Source organism: Mucilaginibacter sp. SJ, from assembly GCF_028993635.1.
Taxonomy (GTDB): domain Bacteria; phylum Bacteroidota; class Bacteroidia; order Sphingobacteriales; family Sphingobacteriaceae; genus Mucilaginibacter.
Genome location: NZ_CP118631.1, coordinates 3,068,563 through 3,091,120, shown reverse-complemented (window position 1 = coordinate 3,091,120; position 22,558 = coordinate 3,068,563). Strand labels below are relative to the sequence as shown.

The 22,558-nt window shown below is 43.9% G+C and carries 12 protein-coding genes; 4 read left to right on the top strand and 8 right to left on the bottom strand.

What is annotated here, in order from left to right; genetic code table 11:
- Nucleotides 1–52: 52 nt before the first annotated feature.
- The 6 genes from MusilaSJ_RS12340 to MusilaSJ_RS12315 all read right to left on the bottom strand — a co-directional run bounded on the left by MusilaSJ_RS12340 (nt 53) and on the right by MusilaSJ_RS12315 (nt 8,607).
- Nucleotides 53–829, bottom strand: a complete 777-nt coding sequence (locus MusilaSJ_RS12340) for a GLPGLI family protein (protein WP_274990223.1) — start codon at nt 827–829, stop codon at nt 53–55.
- Nucleotides 830–835: 6 nt separating this feature from the next.
- On the bottom strand, nt 836–3,637 hold the full coding sequence (locus MusilaSJ_RS12335; protein ID WP_274990222.1) for an outer membrane beta-barrel family protein: 2,802 nt from the start codon (nt 3,635–3,637) through the stop codon (nt 836–838).
- A gap of 313 nt (nt 3,638–3,950) precedes the next feature.
- The gene (locus MusilaSJ_RS12330; protein WP_274990221.1) at nt 3,951–5,168 is read right to left on the bottom strand and encodes an ABC transporter permease; all 1,218 of its coding nucleotides are present in this window, start codon (nt 5,166–5,168) and stop codon (nt 3,951–3,953) included.
- Nucleotides 5,169–5,180: 12 nt separating this feature from the next.
- On the bottom strand, nt 5,181–5,930 hold the full coding sequence (locus MusilaSJ_RS12325; protein ID WP_274990220.1) for an ABC transporter ATP-binding protein: 750 nt from the start codon (nt 5,928–5,930) through the stop codon (nt 5,181–5,183).
- Nucleotides 5,930–7,255 carry an efflux RND transporter periplasmic adaptor subunit gene (locus MusilaSJ_RS12320; protein ID WP_274990219.1) on the bottom strand — a complete coding sequence of 442 codons (1,326 nt, stop codon included), beginning with the start codon at nt 7,253–7,255 and terminating at the stop codon, nt 5,930–5,932. The genes MusilaSJ_RS12325 and MusilaSJ_RS12320 overlap by 1 nt, the downstream gene beginning before the upstream one ends.
- A gap of 11 nt (nt 7,256–7,266) precedes the next feature.
- On the bottom strand, nt 7,267–8,607 hold the full coding sequence (locus MusilaSJ_RS12315; protein ID WP_446725135.1) for a TolC family protein: 1,341 nt from the start codon (nt 8,605–8,607) through the stop codon (nt 7,267–7,269).
- A gap of 395 nt (nt 8,608–9,002) precedes the next feature.
- On the opposite strand from MusilaSJ_RS12315, the gene MusilaSJ_RS12310 reads away from it, so the two are divergent.
- Together MusilaSJ_RS12310 and nagB are read left to right on the top strand one after the other, a co-directional pair.
- A complete protein-coding gene (locus MusilaSJ_RS12310; RefSeq protein WP_274990217.1) occupies nt 9,003–11,564 on the top strand; it encodes a Kelch repeat-containing protein in 2,562 nt (853 codons plus the stop codon).
- An 872-nt stretch (nt 11,565–12,436) separates the two neighbouring features.
- Entirely contained in the window at nt 12,437–14,356 is a 1,920-nt protein-coding gene (gene nagB, locus MusilaSJ_RS12305) for a glucosamine-6-phosphate deaminase (protein WP_274990216.1), read from the top strand.
- A gap of 325 nt (nt 14,357–14,681) precedes the next feature.
- Here nagB and MusilaSJ_RS12300 read toward each other — a convergent pair whose 3' ends face one another.
- Together MusilaSJ_RS12300 and MusilaSJ_RS12295 are read right to left on the bottom strand one after the other, a co-directional pair.
- Nucleotides 14,682–16,949, bottom strand: coding sequence for an aconitate hydratase (locus MusilaSJ_RS12300; protein ID WP_274990215.1), 2,268 nt, complete (start codon nt 16,947–16,949; stop codon nt 14,682–14,684).
- Nucleotides 16,950–17,293: 344 nt separating this feature from the next.
- Nucleotides 17,294–20,476: a S41 family peptidase gene (locus MusilaSJ_RS12295; RefSeq protein ID WP_274990214.1), complete on the bottom strand. Its 3,183-nt coding sequence runs from the start codon at nt 20,474–20,476 to the stop codon at nt 17,294–17,296.
- A gap of 37 nt (nt 20,477–20,513) precedes the next feature.
- Here MusilaSJ_RS12295 and MusilaSJ_RS12290 point away from each other — a divergent pair, with 37 nt between their 5' ends.
- Nucleotides 20,514–21,797 (top strand): glycosyltransferase family 4 protein, encoded by a 1,284-nt coding sequence (locus MusilaSJ_RS12290; protein ID WP_274990213.1) that lies wholly within the window; start codon nt 20,514–20,516, stop codon nt 21,795–21,797.
- Nucleotides 21,790–22,542 carry a glycosyltransferase family 2 protein gene (locus MusilaSJ_RS12285; protein WP_274990212.1) on the top strand — a complete coding sequence of 251 codons (753 nt, stop codon included), beginning with the start codon at nt 21,790–21,792 and terminating at the stop codon, nt 22,540–22,542. The genes MusilaSJ_RS12290 and MusilaSJ_RS12285 overlap by 8 nt, the downstream gene beginning before the upstream one ends.
- Nucleotides 22,543–22,558 lie beyond the last annotated feature (16 nt).

Genomic DNA, 22,558 nt, shown 5'->3' with positions numbered 1-22,558 from the left:
AACTGTGATCAGACTTACGAAGTTTCTGAAACTTCGTAAGTCTTTCGAAATTCTACAATGAAAATCCCTTCAAATACTCTTTTCCCTCCGTACCCCAATCTTTCATGGCATTTTGCAATACAGTCATGAAACTTTTGTTAGTGGCAGCTTTGCCTTTCTTAGGTGCTGTTAATGATTTTTCATCGATAGGCTGTTCGGTAACTTTAGTGGCAAACCAGGTTACGTTTTCGTGCGGGAGAGCTACGCCTAATATCATCCCTGGTAAGCCATTAAATGATTCAGGACCACCCGAAACAGGGATCTCTTCAGTATAAAAAGCTACTACATAAATCGAATCAAGAATCAGGCCGTTAGCCCGGCGACATGGATAGCCGGCAATTTCACGGGTTTCGCCGGTAAGTTTCCATTTGATATGACGAGTGGTGTCTTTCACTAAAAAGGTTTCTTCAAATACACTTTTTTGGCTGGTGCTCATTCCGGTATTAAAATCAGAAAATATGGTGCTGTTTTGAGCAGTCATCATTGGCTCACTCCAGAAATTGGCTGTTGGTGTTTCCGGTTCAACAGGTGTAAACAGCGTTTGGTTGTTGCCAAATTTCAAGGTGCTTTTTAATACCTTAAACTGGGGCTTAGTTTTTTTATATTGTTCATACCTCGGCTGGTACCACATTTCGTTATCTTTATTAATGGCTTTTTGCAACATTGCCCATACATTTGAGGTTTTGTCATATTCAATGGTACCGTGAAAAGTAAAGTGCTTATTGCCCTGCGCAAGCAAAAGGTTCGCGCTTAATAGCAGTATGGTTGTTAAGGTTAAAATCTTTTTCATGATAGGTTATTTTTTAGGCGCACCGCCTCCAACTTTGTTAAAATCCCAGGTAAGGGAAAACATAAAATATCTCCTGATAGTGGTATAACGCTCCTGGGTAAGCACATTGGCCGATCCTGTGCGGTTATAGCCGGTATTTTGATTTAGCAGGTCATTGCCTGATACGGTAGCTTTTAAAGCATCTTTCATGAATGTTCTTGATATGTTAGCATTCAGCAGAAACCTTTTAAAATCTTGCGGGAACGATTTTGTAGGCGCGTTATAAGTATAGTTGCCATCTGAACCGATCTGGAATTTGCCGGGCAGGTAAATATTGAACCCTCCGTTAGCATTAAACCCGCGACCGTTGTTATTCAGTACAGTATTAAGTGATGAAGAGTTAATGGTATAGGTAGGCCCTGCCGAGATCCAGGCATCATACTTTTTTTCCTTGTATTTAGATAGCCTGATGTTGCCCGAATAACTATATGATTTAGTTTCATTAAGCACATCGTTTGACAGGTTGTAGTATGTATTGCCATTACCATTAAGTCCAAGCCCTGCGTTAATGTCCAGGCCGGGGATCTTTCTGTCAAAGTAAGCATTAACCCAGAAATTGCTGGTTGATTTGTTTTTAAGATTTGACGATTGATATGTGCTGATACCGGTAGTAGTATCGCGCGTTACATTGCTCACGATAGGATTACTGGTAGTTGAGTATGATCCGCTGATCCAGATATACTGGTTGCTGATCACCTTGTATGAGTTGTAACTGATATTATACCTGTTGGTGAACGATGGCTTAAGCCCTGCGTTACCTACCTGTATGTTCAGCGGGTCGGTATTAACACGTACCGGTTGGATCTGGTCTATATTGGGTTGTGTGGTATTCCCGTTGTAGTTCAACCTTAAGCTTGATTGTTTCGTGAATTTGTATTGGAATGAGGCCTGCGGATACCAGTTCGTAAAGTTACGCACCAGATCGGCAAGCCGTCCAAATTCATCAACCTGCTTAAACCTTACTCCTGCCACTTTTGTACCGAAGTTGAACGAATATTTCTGTTTTTGTACATTAAATACCATACCCCCCTGGTTTGACAACTGGTTCAGTTTATAATCGCTGCTGTAAATGTTATCGAGCATATTATAAGGCCCGCTGCCTGCATCTTTGTTGAACGTGCGCCTGTCGGCAGTAGCGTTGTTTACCGATAAGGCATAGCTAACGGCAAGGGTAAAATCCTTGGCCAATGGTTCGGTATAGGTTACGTTGGTATTGATATTGGTGCTTTTGGTTTTATTTACCTTGTACTGATCGATGGTGTCTTTGCTCACATAGGTACCAACCGAATCATAAAACTGGGTGTTTGATCTCAGGAAACCTTTAGAGTCGCTTTCGTTGAAAGCGGTTTTAAAGTTTACAGAAAGCGTACGGCTTTTCTTTTTAAACTTTTTGGTGTAGAAGGCATTGGCGTTAAATACCTTGCCATCAACATCGGCGCTGTTTTCACGGTCGTTGCTGTTGATGAGGCTGCCATCCAAACGACGGGTTTGCGTTGCGAAATTGCTCCTGGTATTGCTGTTCCTTAACGTCCCGTCGGCAGTGATCTTCAGGTTCTGCATCGAATCGAGTTTTACCTGATAGTTTACATCTACCTTTTGGCGGAACATGTAATTATGATTGTTCTGATCGCTGTTGGTGTTTGATACATTACCCGGGAAATTATTTTGCTGCTGGGTATTGCTCGTTCCATCAACGGTTAACGAACCTATTTTATAATTGGTGTTTAACGATTCCTTATCGCTGTTCCATTTGGTATCATAATGCGCACCGCCGGTACGCGCTACGGGTTTCCCCTTTCCGTTGTACCTGCCGTCAAAACTATCCAGATCATCACCACCACCGCCGAAGATATAAATACCACCATCGTCGCCAAACTCCATGCCGCCACCGCCGCCATATTTGTTATTATCCTCCCAGCCTAAACCTGTTTTGCCTGTATTGCCGAGAGTGCCGTAAAGTGAAAATTTTTGTTTGCCTTTAAAGCGGTTAAACAAGGCCTGCCCCTGGTAATAGCCATCGGTACCTATACCGCCGTCAAGCTTACCAAAGTAGCCGTTCTTTTTATCTTCCTTAAGTTTAATGTTGATGGTTTTATCCTTTACGCCATCATCGATGCCCGTAAAGGCAGCCTGATCGCTCTTTTTATCATAAAGTTGTACCTTATCCACCATATCGGCGCGCAGGTTTTTGGTAACCAGGGTAGGGTCATCGCCAAAAAACTCTTCGCCATCAACCAACACTTTTTTTACCGTTTGGCCCTGTGCCGTGATCTTGCCGTCTTTATCTACCTCGATACCTGGCAGCTGTTTCAGCAGGTCCTCAACCTTTGAGTTGGGCTGGATATTGTAGGCTGCCGGGTTAAACTCGGTAGTATCGCCTTTAATTTTGATGGCCGCCGCTTTTCCCTTTACAATAACTTCCTGCAAAAGCCTTTCTTTGAGCAGCATATTGATACGGCCGAAATTGTGGGTGGTGTGTGCCGAATCTAAAGTAAAACGTTCTACAAAGTCGGCATAACCGGGGTAAGTGGCCAGTACAATGAACTTGCCCTTGCTTAAATTGTTAATGGTAAAAGTACCATCGTCCTTAACGCGCGTAAATTTTTGGAGGATAGAATCTTTAGCAGTTATAACGCTGATGCTTGCGTTGGCTAACTTAGAATTGGAAACGGTATCGGCTATCGTTCCTTTGATGCTGTAATTGGTTTGGGCTGATAAGCTTGCTGTGCCCACGAAAAATAGCAGTAGTCCAATAATTGTGATTTTCATAAGGTCTGTTATGAAAGCCAAAATATAACTAAATAATTAGTTGTGCAAGCGATTTAACATTTTATACTGTAGATTTAACATTTCATCGCCAAAATTTAACATTTGGTAGTGGATGGATGTGTTAAATGTTGTTTGTAGGTGATATGCACGGCGGTTAATAGCTGCCACTCGCGTCCTCGCGAGTGGCAGCGGCCTTTGTTTTATTACGCTGTTACAGCAATTAAATTGATAAACTTCCCCGCCGCCGCTCGGTTTCAACCGAGTGGCAACTATCTCCCGGCCTTTAGCGAGCGTGTGGTATATTTTTTAAAATCTATTCATACCTCAACGCCTCAATAGGATCCAGCCTTGCTGCCTTCTGCGCAGGGTAATACCCAAAAAAGATTCCTGTAATTGCGCAAACCACAAACGATAGCAATACCGATGATTCAGATACGATAGTCGGCCAAGACAAAGTAAGGGTAACGAGGTTTGACGATACAATGCCCAGCACTACGCCAATAATGCCACCGGTGATACTAATCAGGATGGCTTCCATCAGAAATTGAAGCATAATATCTTTCCCCCGGGCTCCGATAGACATACGCAGACCGATCTCTCGCGTGCGTTCTGTTACCGAAACGTACATGATATTCATGATGCCGATACCTCCTATCACCAGCGAGATCCCGGCAATTACAGTAAGCAGCACGGTAAGTAATCCGCTGGTTGAGCTTAGGGTATTGATCAGTTCGGCCTGGGTACGCACGGTGAAGTCATTATCTTCACTATCGCGCAAACGGTGCGAATCGCGGATGATCCGGGTCATTTCGGTTACGGCCGCATCTGTCACTTGTTCATTGGCTGCTGATGCATAGATATTTTGATAGTAGATAGTTGCCAGGATCCTCTTTTGAATGGTAGTATAGGGCGCTATCAGGATATCGTCCTGATCCTGGCCGAAGGCGTTTTGTCCCTTTGGATTGAGGATGCCAATGATCTGGAACGGGATTTTATTAAACCGGATTACTTTGCCTATTGGGTTTTCACCATTGGGGAACAGGTTGTCAATAACTGTTTGGCCTATTAAACAAACCTTTGCCGATGTTAGGACATCCTGTTCGGTAAAGGCGATGCCGTCTTTTAAGCTCAGCTTGCGAATGTCGAGGTAATCCGGGCTGACACCCTGTATAGTTGTAGGCCAGTTTAATGCGCCATTAATAGCCTGGCCTTTTGAGGTTATTGAAGGCGAAAGCTCCGTAATATATTGTGCTTTTTGCAGGGCAACAATATCTTTTTGAGTGAGGGTTTGAAAGCTTGAACCTGCAATACGCACACCGCCGTTGAGGTTACTGCTCGGCAGCACAGTGATCATGTTTGAGCCCATGCTTGATAACTGGTCATGGATGCTTTGTTTTGATCCCTGCCCGATGGCCACCATCGCTATTACCGATGCTACACCGATAATAATACCCAGCATCGTTAAAAAGGCCCTTAGTTTATTTCGTTGCAATGCTTTGTAAGCTATCCTTATCAGGTTAAATAAATTCATGGCTGCTTAACTTTAATAATCATCGGTAACAGGTAAGCCTGCAAGCACTTCTTTTGCCGAGCGTTGATTGGTATTCGGGGTATCCTTCTGGATCCTGCCATCGCGTAACTGAATGGTACGGCTACTGAAAGAAGCGATATCAGGCTCGTGCGTTACAAACACAATGGTTTTGCCCTGCTGCGAGTTGAGCTCCTGCATTAATGACATGATCTCATATGAAGTGCGGCTATCCAGGTTACCCGTTGCCTCATCGGCCAGGATCATTACAGGTTCGTTCACCAGGGCACGGGCTATGGCTACACGTTGCTGTTGCCCACCCGAAAGCTGGCTTGGTGTATGATCCAAACGTTCGGCCAGTTTTACTGCTTCTAATGCATGAATAGCCCTGTCACGGCGCTCGCTTACACTGATCTCCCTGTTGTACAAAAGTGGCAGCTCCACATTTTCCAATGCCGATGTACGCGGGAGCAGGTTATAAGCCTGGAAAACGAAACCTATTTTGCGGTTGCGCAGTTGGGCCAATTCATCGCGCGATAACTTTTTTACGTCTACGCCATCTAAAAAATAATCACCTATAGAAGGCTTGTCCAAACAGCCTAAAATATTAAGCAGGGTGGTTTTACCGCTGCCGCTGCTTCCCATAATGGTTACAAATTCGCCTGCTTCTACATCAAAAGAAATCCCTTTAAGCGCGCGTACAGTTTCACTGCCCATCTGAAATTCGCGCTTCAGCTCACGTATATCTAAAATCTTCTTGCTCATTACCGGCGTCCTCCCCCTCCGCCACGCGGCCTTTGCGGCATAAACGGACTACCGGCTGGTTTAGCAGCAACTGTTGATGAGCTTGAAGAGCCACCGGTAATACCGGTGATCACTGCATCATCGGCAGTTAAGCCTGACAATACCTCAACCTGGGTATTGTCATTCAAGCCTGTCTGGATTTTTTTACGCACTATTTTTTTACCCTTTAATACCCATACAATAGCTGTTTGTTTATTTACGCCGCTGCTATCTTTGCGGCTTTTTGCGGTATGTATGGCTGCTGCGTTATCATTGGCTCCACCGTTACTGGTACTCCCCGCGGTACTATTTCCGCCTTGTCCGCCACTTCTTTTCTTATTGCCCTTGTGCCCTATTTTACCTACTATCTCATAATCCTTCATCAATGTCGAATCGGGCATAAAGCTTAATGCTTTGGCCGGGATCAGCAGGGCGCTGTTAACTTCTTTGGTATAAATGATGATACTGGCGGTCATGCCAGGCTTCAGTTTCATATCATCGTTAGGTGCATTAATAATGGTTGTATAAGTAACTACATTTGATGATACAGAAGGGTGCAGCCTGATATCTTCAACCGTACCGGCAAACTGATCGTTAATAAAAGCATCAACCGTAAATGAAGCCCTGTTACCCGCTTTTACATCGCCTATATCGGCTTCATCCACATTGGCTTCAACTTCCATTTTAGTGATATCTTTGGCAAGCACAAACAGCGTTGGAGTGCTAAAACTTGCCGCGACGGTTTGGCCCACGCTTACGTTACGGTTAAGCACTACCCCATCAATAGGTGAGTAGATATCCGCATATGATAAATTCTTTTCGGCCGAACGTATCTGCGCTTCGGCACTTTTAACCGAAGCTTTTGCGGCATTCAGCGTATTCAGGGCAGTATCATAATCAGCCTTACTGATGGCATCGGTTTTGAACAACAGGTTTTGCCTGCCGAAGTTATTTTGCGCAAATACAAGCTGGCTTTGTGCGTTAAGTAACGTTCCCTTAGCCTGATCAACCGTGGCCTGTAAAAGCGACTTATCCAGTTCGGCAATGAGCTGGCCTTTTTTAACTTTCGAATTAAAATCGGCATAAACGTATTTGATAATGCCCGATACCTGCGTACCTACTGTTACGGTGTCAACCGGCTCGATACGGCCTGTTGCTGTTACGCTTTGGGCTATATAGCCTTTGGCCGGCTTTTGGGTTTGCAGCACAACAGGTTCTTCCTTTTTTTTGATGAACAGGAACCAGATGAGCACCAGTGCTGCTACTATGCCTGCAATAATGAGTATCTTTTTATAACTGCTTTTCATGATATCCGGTATTATAAAGTAATAGGTACACCCCTGTAAAAATCATAGATCTTTAACGTGAGCAGGGCATTGTATTTAGCCTGCACAAATGATTGCTGTGCCTGCACAAACAAGTTCTTCTGCAACAGAAAATCAACGGTATTGGCTACGCCAACTTTAAGCTGTTCGCTGGCAATACGGTAGCTTTCCTTGCTGTATTTATATTCTTCGGCGGCGGCATCAAACTGGCTGCGCGCATTTTGTACATTGATGTAAGCCCGCTCAACTGTTTGTGATAAGGTGACCTTCGTATTTTTAAGATCAAGCTGCGATTGCTTTACGCTGATCTTTGCTTCTTCAACCTGGGTTTTTACCACCCTTTTGGTGAAGATTGGGATAGCCAGGGTAAGCCCCAATTGCTGGTAAAAGTTATTATTGATCTGGTTGCCGAATGAAACTCCCTGCCCGTTGGCATACCCGGTATTAAGTGATGCACCTGCGGTAAGTGTAGGTTTATAACCAGCCTTCGCTTTCTCCACGTCGTATTGTGCTATCTTAACACCTAACTCGCCGCTCTTAACTTCAGGGCGGTTTTGCAGGGCTGTTTGTTCAGCTTCGCGAAAAGAGGAAATACTGTCAATCGGAGCCATCACCGTATCGGGCTGCATAATATCGAAACTCAAATCAGTTGGCAATACCAATAATTGCTTTAGGGTAAGCAGATCATTGCGTACGGCGTTTTTTGAATTTACCAGCGTGTATTGGTCGGTAGCTTGCTGGGCCTGTAGCTGGATCAGATCCTTACGGGCCACGCTGCCTACATTGTAGCGCTGTTGCTGCAACTTAACCTGTGCCTGGGTGGTGCTGAGCAGATCGGTATTGTAGATTACGGTTTCCTTATCCAGCAGTACGGTAAGGTAGGCCTGGGTAATTTGTAAAACAATATCGTTTTCCTGTTGAAGGATGCCCAGGTTGGCCGACTGCACCTGCAGGTTTTTTTGCTGGATATTGTTGTTGATGTAACTGCCATTATACAATGTAACATTTGAGCTTATCCCGTATGAGCCCGATACGTTATAACCCGAATGCCTGCCGTTATCGCCGTTGCTGAAATTATTACCATGCGCAAAGGTTTGTGAACCCGTGGCCGAAAGATCGGGCAGGCGGGCGGCCCTGGCTAATAAATATTCCTGCTGACTGGTTTGCTGCGACAGGCGCAACGAATTGATCTGGATGTTGTTCTTTTTGGCATAGTCGATACATTTAGCCAGGTCCCACTTAAGCGATTTACCCACCAGCGTGCTATCCTGCGCCTGAAGATATGAACTGCCCGTGAGCAATAAAAAGAACGTTATGATATGTTTTATTTTCAATGGCATAGTTTTTAAAATTATACCCGTAGCGGTCGATATTTACTCATTTGTGCAAGTAAGAATATCGGCTTCGGGCAAAATGTTTTAATATGACTACGCCAGGGCCTGTAAGTAATGTATTATTTTTATTACCGTAAGTGCCTGACAGGTAGGTTTATAGTTGAAAATGTGCGCTTAGATGCGCTTGCGGCGGGTTTAACGCGCTTGTGTAAAAAGTTTTTTACGATTGAATAATCAGCACTGCGGTATTAGGATATAAGGGCCGCGGTTGCGGCAAACAGACAGCCGAAATGATGAAAATCCCCCACCTGCGGTACTCAAAAAAATGTATAATTTAGCACATTATTCTAACCTGTAATGCTGTCCTGATCAGCAAGTTTAAACATGTATTATAAATGGTGGAAAAAAGTAAGGTTTTAATGCTTTCAAAAAGGGCATGTAAGCTTGTATTGCTTTTTATTATACTGCTGTCTGCAACTGAGAGCAGGGGGCAGGGGTTGCAGTTTGGTTCAAATGACAGCCTGATGAGCAAGCGCACCTCTTACCAGGTTTTTAAGGATGATCTGCCAACCTTTCATGATCACCTGGTCATTGGTTTCGACCTTTCATTGTGGGATAATCAGCACCTTGGCTATATTTTAAACTTAACCGATGATAAGGGTAACTCCTACAGCCTGAGTGCGATTTACAATCATGGCTCGTTCCTCAACTTCAATATTGATAGCCGGAGTAATAAGCTCAGCATCCCCCTTGCCGATACTATGCTGAAACGGCGTAAATGGTTTAAGGTGATAGTTGATCTTGATCTCAAAGGTGATAAAGTAGGCATTTCCGTAAACGGAAAATGGCACCGGGCTACAGGATTGGGTTTTAACGGTAAATTAACCGCGAAGATCACCTTTGGCAAAAACGAACATTATTCGGATGTGCCGAATATGGCCATTAAAAACCTGGTTGTCAGCAACGATGATAAAACCTATACCTTTCTGCTTAGTGAATGGACCGGCAATGATGTTTTTACGGTTGAGGGAGATAACCTGGGGCATGTTGATAACCCGGCATGGCTTATCAACGAATCATACTTTTGGAAACAGAAGTTCGTGCATACTTTTAACGAGGTTGCAGGGATCAACTTTAATGAAAGAAATGAACAGTTCTTTATCTTCAAAAGTGATTCCCTGATGTTTTATGATGCCGGGCGGGATGCAGTAGGAACAAAACCATTCAAAAATAAACTGGCAGTGCCTTTGCACCTGGGCAAAAGTATCGTAAACCTTAAGGAGAATGAATGTTATTTGTATGAAGTGCTCAAGGCCCCACAACCTGCTCCAAGTATCGCTGCTTTTAGCCTGGACAGCCTTAGCTGGGATTTTTATGGTAAGGCGACCATAACGGAGCAAAGGCATCATCATAATATTTTTTACGATAAGGACTTTAACAACTTTTACCTTTTTGGCGGGTACGGCTCTTTTAAATACTATAATAACTTTTTTAAATATGATAAAGCCGCAGATACCTGGCAGCAACAAAGTTTTACTGGCGATGTGATCAACCCCCGGTTTTTTTCGGCAGCAAGTACAGCTGATCAAAACAATGATGTTTACATTTTTGGCGGCTACGGCAACCAGTCGGGCAACCAGGTAGTAGGCGGGATGCACTATTATGACCTGTACCGGGTTAACCTGGATAAGCATAGCATTAAAAAGCTCTGGGAGATCAAACCGGATGAAGAAGCATTTGTACCAGCCAATAATCTCATTGTATCCAAAGATAAGCAGTTTTTTTATGTGCTATGCTATCCGCATGAACGGCCTAAAACCAGTTTGCGTCTGTACAAATTTTCAATAAAAGATGGTTCGTACCAGGTAGTAAGCGGTACCATCCCGGTTGTGTCCGAACGGATAGAAACTGACCATAACCTGTTTTATAATGCCGGGCAGGATGTATTTTACTGCACTACCCAGGAGTTTGAAACACCATCCCGGTCTACCATAAAAATCTTCGCACTTACCGCGCCGCCTGTGAGCCAGGAGGCATTTGTGGCCGCCCACCAACCCAAAAGCAAATCTTTTACTTTATACAGGATATTGGGTGGCGCGTCTGCATTTGTGTTGTTATACGGAATTGTTGTATTTTTCTTAAGGCGGAAAAAGGATAACGATGAACCTGCTGCTGTTAACGAAGAGCGTTTTGCCGAACAAAAAATAGAACCTGAAATAGGCAACAAGGCCAACGCTGTTTACCTCCTTGGCGAGTTCACTGTTTATGATAAAAATAAGCGGGATATTACTTACCTGTTTAGTCCCAAGATCAAGCAGCTGTTTATCCTTATTTTGTTGAACAGTCGCGAAAAGAACGGTGTGGTATCAAAAAAAATCTCCACTACACTATGGCCGGATAAGGATGTAGTCAAAACTAAGAATATTCGCGGTGTAACCATCAATCACCTTCGTAACATCCTTTCGGATATAGATGGCCTGGAACTTGCTTTTTTAAACGATACCTATAGTTTTATCAGCACCGAACATTTTTATTGCGATTATTTTGTGGTGAGGGAAGCACTTAAACAAACTAATGTTGGTGAACCTTCCGCGTTCAGTTACCTCGACTTAGTTGCCCGTGGCGGGCTGTTGCAGCAAATCCCTGAAATTTGGCTTGATGATTTTAAGCAGGAGTATGAAGAGGTGCTGATGCCGGTTATTTTGCCGGTAATAAAAAAAGCTTACGATGCCTTTGATTATAAAAAAGCGCTGGAGATTTCGCGCATTGTGCTGAATATCGATCCGTTTAATGATATCGGCATTAAGTTTAAACTCAAAGCCCTGCGGCGTACCAAAGGCATTGAACATGCCCGAAAAATTTATGAGGAGTTTAGCGCTGAATATGAAAAGTCATTAGGCGAAGAGTACCCGGTCCCCTTCGAAAAGATCTGTTCTAATAAGTCTGACCCGCGCTGATAATAGCCCCGGTAATTAATGGGTTTTTATACGAAAGCTAAAGCAGAATGCACGAAGCTTAGAGTTAATATTTTGATTATCAGTGATATTTAATACTTAATAGACTTGTTTTATAAATAAGATGAATTTTTTATGAATAAATTCTACTAAATATATAGATTTAATAGAATATTTATATATTTGTAACAGATTAGTTTGCGAACGGGGTTCATTTTAAACTAAATGGCAGGAGCTGGCCGGCAGCAAATGGATGGTTCGATTCCACCCCTGCATCTCTTCTCATCTCATGATTTATGTTTTATAATTGGTTAGCAAAAAGAGTATTCCTGCCCATCAGGAACTCTTTTGCCTTTTTTGGGAGGGTCTAAGTGGGATGTTAAATTATATGACTCTAACGGAAAAATAAATTAATCAAAGAAGGCCTGTCACCCTGAGCCCGTCGAAGGGTCGTGCGCAGAGGCCTTGCCCGCCATGCTTCGACGAGCTCTGCATGACACCCGATTTTGATTGAGCCAGGGGAATGATGATTTTCGTAAGTCACGATGCGAAAGAAAAGAGGATTCTTACTATTACTTAGGATAAGCTTCACTAATATGTGTGAATTTTAGCCAAAATGAACCCCATCCTATCCTTTCCCGGATAAAATACTTATTAAAAAAATTTAAAAAGTTCTTTTAATTCAAATTTTGTTTTAGTAAGTTTGTATTGATAATGCACAGCATATTATTATACGCACTTTACTTTACCCTCATGTCGGTGAGGATAAACATTTTTGTTAATTGGTTTGATAAAAATCCTCGCCCTTGGCGGGGGTTTTTTGTATAGCGACTTTTTTAAACATTAACATATAACATATAGGTTCTGAACAAATTATGGCACGATTAAATTTATTGGAAGAGACACGTTACGAGAAGTTACCGGTAAGCGTATACAACAACCAACAGGAAGCCTCGGTAGCGGTAGCGAACCGGATAGCAGATCTGATCCGCGCGAAACAAGCTAAAGGCGAAAAAGCGGTATTAGGGCTTGCCACCGGTGTAACCCCGATAGGGGTATATGCCGAACTGGTAAGGCAGCACAAAGAAGCAGGCTTAAGCTTTAAGAATGTGATCACTTTCAATCTGGATGAGTATTACCCCATGAAACCCACAGCAGCGCAAAGCTATGTAACCTTCATGTACGAAAACTTGTTCAGCCATATAGATATCGATAAAGCCAATGTTCACATCCCTGATGGTACTTTGGATAAAGACGAAGTTGTTGCGTTCTGTTTAGCCTATGAAAAGCAGATAGAAGAACTTGGCGGGTTAGACCTTCAAATCTTGGGTATCGGTCGTACAGGTCACATCGGCTTCAACGAACCGGGATCTGCACCAAACTCAGGCACAAGGATGGTAACGCTTGACGACCTGACCAGACGTGACGCTGCCCGCGATTTCGGTGGTAAAGCTGATGTGCCAACTAAGGCCATTACCATGGGGATTGGCACAATCTTCAAAGCCAGGGAAATCATATTGATGGCCTGGAACAAGAAGAAAGCGCCGATCATCAAGAAAGCCGTAGAAGGAGAGATCTCAGGCGAAGTACCTGCAACCTACCTGCAATTGTCACAACATGTAGAGTTTGTACTGGATGCAGATGCAGCGTCAGAACTAACCCGGTTTGATACCCCATGGCTGGTGAAAGATTGTGTATGGGATAACCGGTTAAAGAAAAAGGCCGTGATCTGGTTGGCGAATGAGGTTAACAAACCGGTACTGAAACTAACAGAAGAAGATTATAATAACCACGGCATGGCCCAACTTGCGGTAGAGCAGGGCCCGGTATATAATATCAACATTGATATTTTTAACCAGATCCAGCATACCATTACCGGCTGGCCGGGCGGTAAACCGGATGCGGATGATTCGCAAAGACCGGAAAGGGCGTTGCCTGCCAAAAAGAGAAGTATCATCTTTTCACCGCACCCCGATGATGATGTGATTTCGATGGGGGGTACATTTATCCGTTTGGTAGACCAGGGGCATGATGTACACGTGGCCTACCAAACATCCGGCAATACCGCCGTATGGGATGACGACGTTTTGAGGTACATGGAATTTGCCATCGACTTTACAAAGAGCATCGGCGAAGAAACTGCTCATCTTCAAAAATCCTATGAAGATATGCGTACCTTTTTTCCAACCAAACAGCCGAACGAGATCGATACCCAGGAGATCAGGAACGTAAAAGGCTTTATCAGGAAAACAGAAGCGATTTCAGGCGCAAGGTATGCAGGTTTACAGGATGACCATATCCACTTTATGGCGCTGCCGTTTTACGAAACCGGTAAAACCAAAAAGAACTCGGTAGGTGAGGAAGATATCCAGTTGACCATCGACCTGCTTCAGAAAGTAAAACCACAGCAGATCTTTGCAGCGGGCGATTTTGCAGATCCCAACGGTACCCACCTGGTATGCTTCAAGATCATCTTAGCGGCATTAGAACGATTAAAAGGCAAGGAAACCTGGGTAGAAGATTGCTGGTTGTGGATGTACCGTGGTGCATGGCATGAGTTTGAGACTTATGAGATAGAAATGGCCGTACCATTGTCGCCACAGGAAGTGATCAGGAAGCGAAATGCGATCTTCAAACACCAGTCGCAAAAAGATACTCCGGTGTTCCCTGGTGATGATGCAAGGGAGTTCTGGGTACGTGCAGAAGACCGCACCCGCGACACTGCTCAACGTTATGACCGCCTTGGTTTGGCTGAATACGAAGCTATGGAAGCGTTTGTGAGATATAAATTCTAAAATTAGTTCATGGATCATGGTTGATGGTTCATAGAATTGAAAAATACATCTACCCCCAGCGTCCGTGTTATCACGGGCGTTTTTTTTTGTAAATAGTTGGCCGCAGGGACACGGCCAGGGAAAGGACAAAGCTTTATCGCGCGTCATTGCGAGGTACGAAGCAATCGCGAACCGTACAGAGGCACTTGTATAGTCGCTCTGCAAATCGGGGATTGCTTCGTACCTCGCAATGACGCTTATTTATATTTTTACCCAACAAAAAAGCCTCCCCAAAATGGGAAGGCCTTCAATATTAAATCCGAAATCAAAATTCCGATATCCGAAATTAAGATGCCATTTGCTTGCGGATGATATTCAACGCACCGCCTGCTTTAAACCACTCAATCTGCTGAGCATTGTAAGTGTGGTTTACAGGGAATGATTCGGTTGAACCATCTTTATGGTGTAATACCACGGTTAACTGCTGGCCTGGGGCAAAAGTAGTTAAGCCGGTGATATCGATGTTGTCATCTTCCTGGATCTTTTCGTAATCGTTAGGATCGGCGAACGTGATACCAAGCATACCTTGTTTTTTAAGGTTGGTTTCGTGGATACGGGCAAATGATTTTACCAATATGGCACGTACACCAAGGTGACGTGGTTCCATAGCCGCGTGCTCACGTGATGAACCTTCGCCGTAGTTTTCGTCGCCTACTACTATCGAACCGATACCTGCTGCTTTGTAAGCACGTTGAGTAGCCGGAACCGGACCGTATTCGCCGGTTAATTCGTTTTTAACGCTATCGGCAGTAAGGTTAAAGTAGTTGATAGCACCAATGAGCATGTTGTTTGAAATGTTATCCAGGTGACCGCGGAATTTCAACCATGGACCAGCCATCGAAATATGGTCGGTAGTACATTTACCTTTAGCTTTGATCAGTAATTTCAGGCCTGTAATGTCGGTACCTTCCCATGCTTTAAATGGCTCAAGTAATTGTAAACGTGATGAAGTTGGAGAAACGATAACTTCAACTTTGCTGCCGTCCTCGGCTGGTGCCTGGTAGCCTGCATCTTCAACAGCGAAACCTTTTACAGGTAGTTCGATGCCTTGAGGCTCATCAAATTTAACTTGCTCACCGGCTTCGTTAGTTAAAGTATCGGTAAGTGGGTTAAAGGTTAAGTCACCCGCGATAGCGAAAGCGGTAACAATTTCAGGAGACGCTACGAAAGCGTGGGTGTTAGGGTTACCATCCTGGCGTTTAGCGAAGTTACGGTTAAACGAAGTGATGATAGAGTTTTTACGGGTAGGATCATCAGTATGACGGGCCCACTGGCCAATACATGGTCCGCAGGCGTTAGCCAATACCACACCGCCCATTTGAGCAAAAGTATCAAGATAACCGTCGCGGTCAACAGTGTAACGTACCTGCTCAGAACCCGGAGTAATGGTAAACTCGGCCTGAGTTTTTAATTTTTTATCGATAGCCTGTTTAGCGATAGAAGCAGAACGGGTAATATCCTCGTATGATGAGTTGGTACATGAACCAATCAAACCAACTTCTAATTTAGTAGGCCAACCGTTTTCTTTAACAGCGGTTGCAAATTTAGAGATAGGCCATGCCAAATCCGGAGTGAACGGACCGTTTACATGTGGTTCAAGCTCGCTCAGGTTGATTTCGATAACCTGGTCGAAATATTGCTCTGGATTAGCGTAAACTTCTTCGTCGCCGGTTAGGTGTTCTGCGATAGCGTCAGCAAGTTCAGCGATATCGGCACGTTTTGTACCTTTTAAGTAAGCAGCAGCTTTTTCGTCGTAACCGAAGATAGAGGTAGTAGCACCGATTTCGGCACCCATGTTACAAATAGTACCTTTACCGGTTGCTGACATTGAACGTGCGCCTTCGCCAAAGTACTCAACAATAGCACCGGTACCACCTTTTACGGTAAGGATACCAGCAACACGCAGGATAACGTCTTTAGCTGAAGTCCAGCCAGAAAGTTTACCGGTTAATTTAACACCGATAAGTTTAGGGAATTTAAGCTCCCATGGTAAGCCGGCCATTACGTCGCAAGCATCAGCGCCACCAACACCAATAGCAATCATACCTAAACCACCAGCATTAGGTGTATGTGAGTCGGTACCGATCATCATACCACCCGGGAAAGCGTAGTTTTCCAACACTACCTGGTGAATGATACCTGCACCGGCTTTCCAGAAACCAATACCATATTTATCAGATACTGAAGCCAGGAAGTCATAAACTTCACGGTTAACGTCAACAGCAGTATTTAAATCTTCAACAGCGCCAATTTTTGCCTGTATTAAGTGATCACAATGTACGGTAGATGGAACGGCAACCTGCGGGCGACCGGCTTGCATAAACTGCAAAAGGGCCATCTGCGCGGTAGCATCCTGCATAGCTACGCGGTCTGGTGCAAAATCAACATAATCTACCCCGCGACCAAATGCTTTTTGAGCATCGCCTTCGCTAAGGTGGGCATATAAAATCTTTTCGGTTAAAGTTAGGGGTTTACCGGTCGCTTTACGGGCAGCATCAACACGTGTGCTGTAGCGGTCGTAAACCTTTTTGATCATATCTAAATCAAAAGCCATTTGTATTTGATTTTTAGGTGAAAAGTAAAAGAAATTGACGTTAAGCCCGTTATCCGGCCTTAGAGCGGCGAATTTACAAAAAATAACATTTGAAAGCGGTTAGTGCTTTATACAAATGTTATTTGGATATGTTCTAAATAAGTGATTGGAGGTTAGTGGTTAGAGATTGGTCAGTAGCAGTTTGTAGTGGCAGTGGCAGTCGGAATCGATTAGCGTCAGTTTTTAGTAGCATTTGTAGTTTGGAGCCACCAAGACCACATTGCTGCTGTCTTGAAATGATAGCAGCAGTCACAATAATTCATAAAACTATTATAACTGCTACTGCCACTAAAAACTGCTACTAATTACTTAAATTGTTTCAATATCTCCTCAATAGCCCTATCCAGCTGCGGGTCTTTATTTTCAATCCTGTCAGCAAAATCTGTTTTTACATAAATATCCGGTGTTACACCTGTTTTTTCAATGTCCTTGCCATCAAGGGTGTAGCAGCCCCAAGCAGGGATACGGTAAAAAGAACCGTCAACTAAGCCTTTGCCGCTTGTAAAAATGATCCAGCGGTAAGTTTCGGTGCCGACGATTTTGCCTAAGCCTAATTGCTTAAAGCCTTGTGAGGTCATCTCGCCATCGCTCAAGGTTTGCTCGTTCATGAGCAGGATGATCGGTTTGGCCGCCGGCGCGAAGTTTGATTGCTGTGTTTTTTTGCCATCGCGGTAGGCCCATTGCAAATATGGCTTTTGCGACAAGAACCTCAACACATTATCATGCACGTTACCGCCTGTGTTATATCTTAGGTCGAGGATGAGCGCGTCTTTATTATAAGCATCATCAACCATATCTTCCAGGAAATCTTCCAGGGCGCCATCACCCATGTTTTTCATGTATGAGTAAGCGATGCGGTTTTTACTTTTTTCGGCAACTGTTTTAGCATTTGATTTGATCCAGTCGTCGTAAAGATTGCCTGACAGGTCACCGGTTGACTCCGGGTGTAGCTTCACTTTAATATCTTTGCCGCCGCGGCTAAAGGTTAGCTCAATTTCCTTATCAAGCGACGGTTTGCTGAAGTAATAGTTACGGTCCTGTTTTTCATCAACCGTGACGCCGTTCACTGCTTTCAGGATATCACCCGGTTTTACATCGATACCTGCTTTATCGGCATTACTATGGATGACTATACTGCTGACTTTGTATGGTGAATCATTGTCAAAAATAATTCCGGTTTCCATGGTGCGGTAGCTGAGGGTTTTCTTTTCCTCGCTGCCGTTTGAGTAAAAGCCCTGGTGCGATGAATTGAGCTCGCCAAGCATATCGTTTAGCAACAGGCGAAGATCTGAGCGATTGTTAATATAGGGCACAAATGCTTTGTAAGAATCATGAACCTTTTTCCAGTCGGCCCCGTGGAAATTGCCGTCGTAATAGTTTTCATCCAGACCGGCCCAGGTTTCGTCAAACATCTGCGTAAATTCCCCGGCCATGTTACGGGTAAAGCTGTAATTGATATCTAACTTATCCACTTTGTTAGCATCGATGTTTAGGTTGTAGATATTGCCTCCGGCCAGCACAAAATATTTATCGCCATTGCCAAAAATGTTGTAATTGCCGAAGTCGCCGTTGCCAACTTTTTCAGTTTTAGGGTTTTCAAAAGCTTCAAGGGTGGTACGGTAAAGCGCCCCCTTACCTTCGCTATGGTTTGAGGCATAGTAAACCAATGTTTTATCTCCTTTTTGAATCACATAAGGTCCCTGGGCCTGGCCAAACTCCGGGCTGATGCGTTCCAGTCTTTTCATCGGTTCTTCGGTGTCTATCACAATATCGGCAGGCGGTTTAGGCGTTGGCTGCTCAGATAAAGGTTTCTTTTTGTTAGACGCTTTTTTGTCCTTATCCTTTTTGTTTTTATCGTCGTCTTTTTTCTCCTCTTTAAACAGGGCCGTAAACTTATCCATCTTAAAAGGATCATCATACTTTTGCAAAGGCATCCGGTAAACGTGGGCATCTTTTGAGCCGTAAGGATACTCGGGCTGTGTACGGGATGACGCAAAATAAATATACTTACCATCCGGCGACCAAAATGGCGCCGATTCTGTAACACCGCTATTGGTAAGGTTCAGTATTTTCCCGGTTTTTATCTCATAAACAAAAACGTCCATCTCAAAATTGCGGTAAGCGTTGTATACCACGTACTCGCCATTTGGCGAAAAGCGCGGAGGAGGGTTGTAGAATCCCCAAAACTCATCGGTAACAATAGTTTTTGATGTGAGTGTTTTCAGATCCAAAAGTTTCAGTTCATTACGGCCGCTCAGATAAATGGCCTGTGTACGGTCTTTATTCATGCTCAACAGGCGGTTACTGCCTTTATCTGATGTGAGCTGTTTTCCGGCTCCGGTACCATCTGCTGTGATAGTGTACCAGTTGGGATAGCCACCCAGGGTTTGACCAAAAATGAGGGTTTTGTTATCGCTCATCCAGCTTACTTCAGTAATGCGTTCGGTGGTATTGCGCTCCAGTTTTTTGCCGAATTTACCTTCGGCATCGCTTACAAATAATTCGCCGCGGGATACAAAAGCCAGCTTTTTGCCGTCGGGTGATAAAGCTGCTCCCTCAATTTTACCGCCTGTTTCAAACGATTGGTCTTTAGGCAGTACATTATTGCGGAACAGGTTTAGGCTAAACTTCCGCGTTTGTTTGGATGCCACATCGTACACAAAAATCTGGTAATCCTTTTCAAAAACAACCTTACTGCCATCGGCACTAACCTGCGGGCGTTTAATGGATGTCGGGAACTGGGTTAAAGCAGTTTTTTTACCGTCGATAAAGGTGTACAAGTTATATTCCTCGTTGCCCTCGTCGGATACAAAATAGATATTGCCTTTTTGATCAACGGTGGTCCAGAAATCCTTTCCCTGCCAGTCGGTATATTTTTTATAGGCTTTGGTTTTAGGATTGTATGATTGAATATCGGGATTGTAAGCGCCTTTATAATGCTTACGGGTTGGGAAATAAATACTCTCCCAAGTATTGCTGAAAAACAGCTCGCCGGTTTGCGGATGTTCAACAATGCCGTGAATGGTATTAAAATAATGACCGAACAACCGCACCGGTGTTCCGCCGGTAGCCGCTACTTTGTATTCACTGAAACCATTGTAACGGCTTGAGTTAAAGTAAATGGATTTGGAGTCCCAGGTCCAGGAATCTACATTATCGCCGGAATCGTTATAGGTAAGCTGCCTGATATCGCCGCCGGCAAGCGGCATTACGTATACATCGTTATTGCCAAACTGGTTTGATGAAAAGGCCAGCCATTGCCCGTCGGGCGATACCCGCGGACTGGTTTCTTCTCCCTGCATGGCGGTCAATCGCGTGGCGGCTGGGCTGTTGATATCGGCTTTCCAAAGATCGCCTTCGTAAGTGAAAATTACGGTTTTGCCATCGGGTGTTAGGGTTGGGTTAGATGTAAAATAGCTTGTGGTTTGGGCTTTAAGGTTTGTTTGGCACAATGTTGCCAAAAACAATACGATGTATAGTTTCTTCATATGGTTTAAGTTTTATGAATAAATGTATTTTTGAGCCATGTTAAAAGTGGTGCACCTCAATACGTATGACGGCAATGGCGGAGCGGGCAGGGCCTGCATGCGCCTTAACCGGGCATTACTTAGCCAAAATATCGATTCTAAAATTATAGTACATTATAAATTTGGAAATAATCCTGATATCAAGACTTTTAACCGTAATATTATCCAAAAATCATATACGGCCGCAACTATTATTCTGGAGCGGATATTGGCTAAACGGTTTCTAAAACCCCATAGCCGTACACCTTTTTCCTTTACCTGGTTTGGCCGTTCGGTAATCAAATATCCCGATGTTAAAAACGCCGATATCATTCACCTGCATTGGATTAATCACGGCTTTCTGGATCCCAAACATATAGCCGAAATTAGAAAGCTGGGCAAGCCTGTGGTGTGGACCTTTCACGACAGCAATGCCTTTACCGGTGGTTGTCATGTGCGCTATACCTGCGATCATTACCAGCAACAATGCGGTAACTGCCCGCTGTTAATCAACTCTGCCGATGATGATATTTCGCACCGCATCTGGCAGCAAAAAAATAAGGCTTATCAACAACTCGACTTCAACATTATCGCCCCAAGTTTATGGATGCAAGCTTCTGTAAAGAAAAGTAGTTTGATGCGAGGCAAAGCCGCAAGCAATATTCCAAATACGCTGGAAACCGATGTTTTTAAACCGATAGACAAAAAGGAAGCGAAAACCAAGGCAGGCTTACCAACGGATAAATTTATTTTTTTAAGCGGATTTATGCCGTCGCGTAAGGATCTGCATAAAGGCACTCAATACCTGTTGGAAAGTATGGAATTGCTCAGGCAGCGTTTGGGTACAGAAACCGATCAGATAGAATTGGTGGTTTTTGGAAACCGCGGCACAGAGAACCTGCCCGACTTCCCTTTCAAAACCAGCTTTTTAGGAACCATCAATAACGATGAGAAACTCGCCGTGCATTACGCCGCGGCGGATGCTTTTTTGATCCCTTCGCTTGAGGATAATTTACCTTACACCGTAATGGAAAGTCTGAGCTGCGGTACACCTGTAATCGCTTTTACTACAGGTGGTATCCCGGATATGGTGCAGCACCAGTATAATGGCTACCTTGCTACTTATCGCTCGTCCGAAAGTTTTACTGATGGGATGGAATGGATCATTAAACATCCTGAAAGGGATAAGTTGAACCAACAAGCCCGGCAAACTGTAATAGACGGTTTTTCAGAGGAGGTGATCGCTAAAAAGCATGTCGAAGTTTATAAACAATTACTGAGCAAAGGAGGTAGCAATGTTTAATCCGCGCTTAAGCGTTATCACTATTGTTTATAATAACGTAAGGGATATTGAGCGTACTATTCAGTCGGTAGTTAATCAAACTTATACCAATATTGAATATGTTATTGTTGATGGTTTATCCAACGATGGTACTTTACAGGTAATCGACAAATACAAAAATCAAATTGCAGCGTTCATCAGCGAAAAAGACCAGGGTATTTACGATGCCATGAATAAAGGACTTGCCCTGGCAACCGGTGATTATGTGATCTTCATGAACTCGGGAGATGAGTTTTATGATCACGAAACTGTTGCCGCTGTTTTTGCTTCTGCAGAAGATGCCGACATTTATTATGGTGAGACAGAAATGATAGCCGAAGACGGCAGCAGTTTAGGACAGCGCCGTCACAAAGCACCGGAAACGTTTACCTGGCGCGGATTTAAATATGGCATGAGCATTAGCCACCAGGCTATCTATATCAGGCGTTCGCTGACGGAACCTTATGATCGCCGATATCAATTGAGTTCAGATATCGACTGGATAATCCGCGCAGCAAAAAAAGCTACGAAGATAGTCAACGTTAACTGCTACGTGGCCAAATATCTGGTAGGCGGCATGTCGAAGAAAAAACACCGCCAAAGCTTGATGGAGCGTTTTGAGATCATGAAGCGAAATTATGGCTTGATCCCCACTGTTTTTAACCATTTTGTTATCGCCTTTAATTTGGGTTGGTACTGGTTGAAGAACAGGAGGACGAATGATTAATCGAACGCGATAATGT